Annotated in this window: 7 protein-coding genes and 1 pseudogene; 2 read left to right on the top strand and 6 right to left on the bottom strand. The window is 50.4% G+C overall.

Features of this window, described 5'->3' with window-relative positions; all coding sequences use genetic code 11:
- Window positions 1-948, top strand: a 948-nt coding sequence (locus tag PG888_RS22130; RefSeq protein WP_270694398.1) for an IS256 family transposase, incomplete at its 5' end; no start/stop codon positions are given.
- A 626-nt stretch (window positions 949-1,574) separates the two neighbouring features.
- Complete coding sequence (locus PG888_RS22125) at window positions 1,575-1,925, top strand: DUF3653 domain-containing protein (protein WP_270694397.1); 351 nt, start codon at window positions 1,575-1,577, stop codon at window positions 1,923-1,925.
- Window positions 1,926-2,430: 505 nt separating this feature from the next.
- Here PG888_RS22125 and PG888_RS22120 read toward each other — a convergent pair.
- The 6 genes and pseudogenes from PG888_RS22120 to PG888_RS23260 all read right to left on the bottom strand — a co-directional run.
- Window positions 2,431-3,633 (bottom strand): zonular occludens toxin family protein, encoded by a 1,203-nt coding sequence (locus PG888_RS22120; protein WP_270694396.1) that lies wholly within the window; start codon window positions 3,631-3,633, stop codon window positions 2,431-2,433.
- A complete protein-coding gene (locus PG888_RS22115) occupies window positions 3,634-3,948 on the bottom strand; it encodes a DUF2523 family protein (RefSeq protein ID WP_270694394.1) in 315 nt (104 codons plus the stop codon).
- 4 nt (window positions 3,949-3,952) lie between these two features.
- Window positions 3,953-5,230, bottom strand: a complete 1,278-nt coding sequence (locus PG888_RS22110) for a hypothetical protein (protein ID WP_270694393.1) — start codon at window positions 5,228-5,230, stop codon at window positions 3,953-3,955.
- 112 nt (window positions 5,231-5,342) lie between these two features.
- Entirely contained in the window at window positions 5,343-5,567 is a 225-nt protein-coding gene (locus PG888_RS22105; protein ID WP_042062383.1) for a hypothetical protein, read from the bottom strand.
- Between the two features lie 6 nt (window positions 5,568-5,573).
- On the bottom strand, window positions 5,574-5,807 hold the full coding sequence (locus PG888_RS22100) for a hypothetical protein (RefSeq protein WP_270694391.1): 234 nt from the start codon (window positions 5,805-5,807) through the stop codon (window positions 5,574-5,576).
- A 60-nt stretch (window positions 5,808-5,867) separates the two neighbouring features.
- Window positions 5,868-5,972: pseudogene (locus PG888_RS23260) on the bottom strand (hypothetical protein); the annotation flags it as partial.
- Between the last annotated feature and the right edge of the window lie 70 nt (window positions 5,973-6,042).

The following is a 6,042-nucleotide window of genomic DNA, read 5'->3' as shown; positions in this document are numbered from 1 at the left end:
TTCGAGCCTCAGTTTGTCCGCAAGGGCCAGTCCCGCCTGACCCAGATGGACGACCAGATCCTCGCCCTCTACGCCAAGGGCTTGAGCACCCGGGATATCGTTGACGCGTTCAAAGAGATGTATGACGCCGACATCTCGGCGACGCTGGTATCGAAGGTGACCGAGCGCGTCATCGAACAGGTCCACGAATGGCAAAATAGGCCGCTGGATCCGCTCTATCCCATCGTCTATCTGGACTGCATTGTGCTGAAGATCCGTGCGAACCAGCGGGTGATCAACAAGTCGCTCTATCTGGCACTGGGCATCAATATGGAGGGTCACAAGGAGCTGTTGGGCCTGTGGCTAGCCGAGACCGAAGGGGCAAAGTTCTGGCTGTCGGTCCTGACTGAGCTGAAGAACCGCGGCCTGGAAGACATCCTGATTGCGTGTGTGGATGGCCTCAAGGGCTTCCCTGATGCGATTGCCGTGGAGTATCCCCAGACCAAGGTGCAACTGTGTATCGTCCACATGGTGCGCAACTCGTTGCGCTATGTCTCCTGGAAGGACTACAAGGCGGTGACGGCGGATATGAAGCAGATATACCACTCTGCGACGGAACGTGAAGCTCAGCAGGCACTGGCGGCCTTCGGCGAGCGCTGGGATAGTCAGTACCCGCAGATAGCGCGCTCCTGGCAGAGTAACTGGGACAATCTGATCACGCTATTCGATTATCCCCCCGCCATCCGGAAGGTGATTTACACCACCAATGCTATCGAGTCGCTAAACAGCGTGCTGCGCAAAGCGACCAAGCAAAGGAAGCTCTTCCCGACCGATGAATCTGCGCTAAAAGTGGCGTTTCTCGCGATACAGCAGGCTTCAAAGAAGTGGACCATGCCAATCCAGAATTGGAAGCTTGCCCTGAATCGCTTTATTATCGAGTTCGGTGATCGCCTGAACGGTCACCTGTAATGGAGTGGGCAGTTACACAGAATTATTTACAGGCTCAAGGATGGCGATCATACCTCAGAAGCCGCGCCACGCCTCGCTCATATGAGGGGATGGTTAAGGATTGGTACCACAGATGATTACACCTCCTCGTCATCTCTCATAATGATGCCGATAAAGCTAGTTATCGGCATAAAGGGCCAAGGGGTTGAAATACCCCTTGGCCCTTCCATGGGCGATAAGGTGTTAACCGTCTGAATTTATTGATCATTTTTCGTTTCTTTCATTCAGTCCATCGCGTTTCGACTCTGATTGTTCGATAGTCTGATCTCTTTTTATCTTGTTCATAGTCGTATAGATCGTTACGGCAACCAGTATGCCAGTGGATATATAGCCGATGATCTTTAACCATTCTTCTAGTGACATGTCGGTTTCTCTAGGTCTTGTGATGTGAACAGGTGCATTTTATCTCTTCTGGTAGGCGCCTGATAATTTGAATACACGAACCATTTTGCCATAAGAGCCTCCGGCCCCTTTGTTCTACCTACAGGCATGACTGCGCATAATGCGCCGTTTTGTTAAATGCCCATCCGAAACCCGCCGATAAGCCAGTCCACGCAATTTTGCTGGTTTATCAGGTATTTACTTGGATGAAACGAGAGTTGACCAAAAACTTCATTTTTCGATGGTTCGAATGTGGTTTATCAGAAGAAGAGACGGCCAATCTTTGTTTCGTTTCTGTGAGGCAGGTCACATATTGGGATAAGAGCAAAGAGATCCCACCTGTCTATAAGCGGCTAATGCGTATGGCTTCAGGGAGAGAACTGCCCACCATTTGGAAAGACTGGGAAGGCTGGAGGATGATGAATGATTGCCTTGTATCACCCACTGGAGTGAGGTTCGACAGGCGCAGAATCGAGGCGATTGCAATCATCCAGGTGGAGAGATCAGAACGACAGATGGCCGCCTTCTACTGGAGGAAAAAACTCGGCGTAATGTGATGTTTGGGGGCGGAAGCCCCCATTTCATTAAGTCGCCCGCATAACCGAACCATCGAGTGGTCAAAGGGCCAAAAGGGAAAGGACAGGGGGCAGACGGTAGGGGTAGAGGGTAGAGGTAGAATTCCCCCCGTATTACTACACGGGGGGAGCCGAACCGGAAAACCCGTGGCCCCAAAGACAAAGACGGCGAAAGACCTTGAGAGCGGCTTGTCTGCGACAGGAGGACGATGCAGGCACCACCCGCGCCCTATAGCCTTCGGCTGGTCGCTCTGACTGGGGCACTAAAGATCGGTTTTGCAGGGAAGGGGGAGGAGGGTCATTCTCGGGAAAATTCAGAGCCGCCTAAAGGCGGGAGCCGCGCTTAGAGGCATGATCTCTCGGGGTGAGTGCGAGGGTTGCGCTTCTATGGCTGCGCCATGAAAGACAAACACCCCGCCAGCCCAGTAAAAATGCGGCATCCACAACCGTATTTAACATAAATAAGCCGTTACGCAGTCAGCTTTATTTATGTCCGGTCATCACTTGGTTTGTTTTTGGTATCACCGCCCGCAAAGAGGGCATCATTGTACTTCCGGCGCAGGGTATCCCCCTCTGGGTCACAGTAAACATCAACCGGCTTGCCCTGATACCTCACAACCGCATGGCAGGCGCTCATAGCATCCACACTGGCCAACTGATCCGGCCAATCGTCACTGTAAACGGGCTGCACATCGTCACCCTTGCGCAGGGCGAAACAATACTCGACCCGATATGATCCCCGTTCATCCTTTATCAACTGGTGACAACTGATGATCAGCTTGTGTCCCGCGAACGGCCCTACAGAAAGAACCCCGCCAGCAGACGCAGCAGGAGCGCCGCTAGCACGTACCCCAGCACCGGACGTACCACCCACCTCCCCAGCAGCCGGAACAGTGGCAGGAGAGGGCGCAGGGGCTTCGACAGGCTTATCAAGATATTCAGGCTTAATGAAGCCAAAGAAGATACAAAACCCAATAAGCGCCAGAAAAAAAAGTATTTTAGGATCTCGAAACATCGAGCTGCCCGCGATTGTATCCGAGACCTTACCTGTTGTAGTTGAGTCATAGAGTTTGAAAACATATTTCGGCACCTTATTGAATGGCTTGGCTTGCAATACATCGGACATGGACGACCCGCTATTATCTGCCAGATGCAAAACCGTCTTATAGCGGCCCCCAATGCCCAACAGGCCCATATTGGTATGGCGAATTGCAGTTTCAGCAGCTGCACGAATAACGGCATGCACCTTTTTGATGTTCGGGGTTGTGAATACAAAGTCCCAGTTATGGTGACGGTGCATATCAAATGCCACGTCTATTGTTTCCGGTCGGCCATCTGCCTTGGCAGCATCCGGCCCGTTCGGATAATCCAGACGGTCTAAATCACTCTGACGCCATGAAGGCGGAAAGATCCGCTGCACTTCATCGACCAGAAAGAACACCCCCTTCGGTGCCCAGTGGTAGAACCGAGCGAACCTATCGCGCCCGTCTTGCGATTCGGTCTCAATGTAGGTCACTTCAAAGCCTTCCGGCACCGCCTTACCCAGTACCTCCCTGCAACGCTCAGCGGTGAAGCCGCGCACGTTGGTGATGATGTGACGGCCTGCCTTGATGGCGGGGAGTACATCGGTATGGATCGCCCCCGATGATTTGTAAGAGCCTGGCGCCCCGTGATGGATCTTGATGGACATTTACCACCCCATCATATTGAGCATGAAGCGGGTGACGAATGCCTGAGACAGTATCGCCAGACCTTTATCAAAATGCAGGTACAGCAATATCCCCCGAACACTTGGCGGCAATGAATTGAAAGAGGACGAAAGCAGCTCACTGAAATGGATATTCAACAAAATCTCCTTTGCCACATCCCAAGTAAACGTCAAAAGAAACAGCTTGAACTCAACCCACTGCACCGCCATTCGCACAGCAAACCATGCAGCAAACTGCACGGCCAACTGATATATATCGTCAAAGAACGAACCGAAGAAATCACCAAGCCATTCCATGCCATCACCTCTTAAATATAATCATCAGGGCCACGAAGTAGAAAATAAACATCATCAATGCTGCCAAGGTTTTCCAGTAATCACCGGATGGCGGGCAAATGGTGCATTCCTTTCCCTGATGCGTGAATAAGTCCAAACATTCCATTGGATCAGCAGAGCCCGTAAGACTAAATGAAAACACCTGTTTCACATCCTCAGCAATAGAGGCATATTTATCCGTAAGGGATTTATTTGTATCAGCGAGTTTTTTATCCATTGCCGGAACATCAAAAAAACAGTTTTCTCCTGAACAAGCAGAATTATAACTGCTACCACCCACAGATAATGGATTATCAGCAGATCCCGGCATCTTGGAATAATCAACACCCTGACCACCCTCACCAGAACCAGAACCAGAACCAGAACCAGAGGACTTAAGCAAACTTTCTATTGAAGATAAAGTATTAACCATCTTTGATGTATTGCTAAGGTTTTGCTCGGTAAAACTAGACATTCGACCGGTTGCCTGATTTGTTTCACCATTCAAGCTATAAATCCCAGACAAAAAGCCAGTAGTCTGCCCCATCATAACAGTCAACCCTTCAAGCTGATGCGCTTGAGCAGGACCGAAAGAACTCGCAGCACCAGACGAACCACCACCCGAAGAACCAGAACCATCCATCTTTGATATCATTGATTGAAGATGCTCATTGGTTTGATAAGCTGCACGCAAGAGACCATCATTGGAATTTCTAGTATAAGAAAGATCGCCGGACATCATATTCAAATGATGAAGAGCGGTTTTCATATCAACAGAAAGCGACTGAGCACTATGAGCAATAGAATTAATATTGTTTGAATCCTGCTTAGTACTATCTACCACCTGACGCAGAGCAACACCCAGATTTTTATTCAGTTTGGCAACCGCACCAGAAACAGAAGTACCTGTGGCATCACCAATAACAGGTTCAAAATTAAGCCAGCCATCAATCGGTTTAGTACCAGCCCCCCCTTCATCTGGCGTATTACCACTGCCATCCGAGTCACCGTTACCACTGCCATTCTCTGACAACTTACACGCCGTGCCCGTGGTTTCCACTGGCCCCTTGGTGTTATTCAACGGCAATTCAACACACACACCCTTGCAATCAACCTTACAGCCCCCGAGTTCCGAACCTTCAAATTTAAGACAGACAGGCAAGGGCGTTGCCATCGTCACATTCCCCAATTGCACACCGACAGGACAACCCGCAATAGCAAATGCCAGCGATGGGAAAAACAATAAAAGCCAACCTATGCGCACACAGCCCCCAATATAAAAAAAGGCGACCGAAGCCGCCTTAGATTGAAAAGGATGTTCGCCATCCCTCGACAAAGAACAAAAACCAGAGTGTCCCGATAAGCAGGGACATGGCTTAGGCTTTGCGAATAAGGCCGATCAGGATACCGACCCCGACAACGGCAGCAACAACCAGCATCACCTTGGGAGAAGTGGCGTTAACGTCTGCCAGCGCGGTATCAAGCGCAGAGCCAGCAGCGGCAGCAGAGCCACCCTCGGCAGCATTAGCGACACCCATGGCAGAGACAGAAGCCACAGCAGCGATACAACCGTTACGGAACAAGCCTGACAGTTTTTCCATTTTTATTTATCCTCGTTTTGCACCAACAATAACACGGGCAACAGCGCCCAATTTAAGACCGACAACCCAGATGGCTAATCCAAAGCCAAAGGCGGCGGTTACGGTGGATATATCGAACTGAAACCAGCTCGATATATCCGTTAATCGGTTATGCTCCTGCACGGTCAGCAACACATATTTGCAGGAATCCCCCTCGGATAAACGGGCATAACCCTCGGAGGTAATATCTAAACAAAGCATTATCGCGCCCTCGTCGTCGCTCGCTGCGCGCTCTCGCTCCTCCTCCTCGTTGCGCGGCGGTTATACCGGCTTTTTGGTAGGCTGGAAACCAACAACCACATTGCGGGTCGGATTCTGGGGATCCGCTTCCAGCACCAAATCAATGGCAACCAGCTTGGGCAGGGCGAGATCGTGAACATTTTGTTAAAAATTAAAAATAGTTTTTTGCCTACAAAACAAATACTTATAGGCCTGT

It is taken from the genome of Aeromonas sp. QDB23 (assembly GCF_027707745.1).
In the GTDB taxonomy this organism is placed as follows: Bacteria; Pseudomonadota; Gammaproteobacteria; order Enterobacterales; family Aeromonadaceae; genus Aeromonas; species Aeromonas allosaccharophila.
This window is presented reverse-complemented; position numbering and strand designations above follow the sequence as displayed.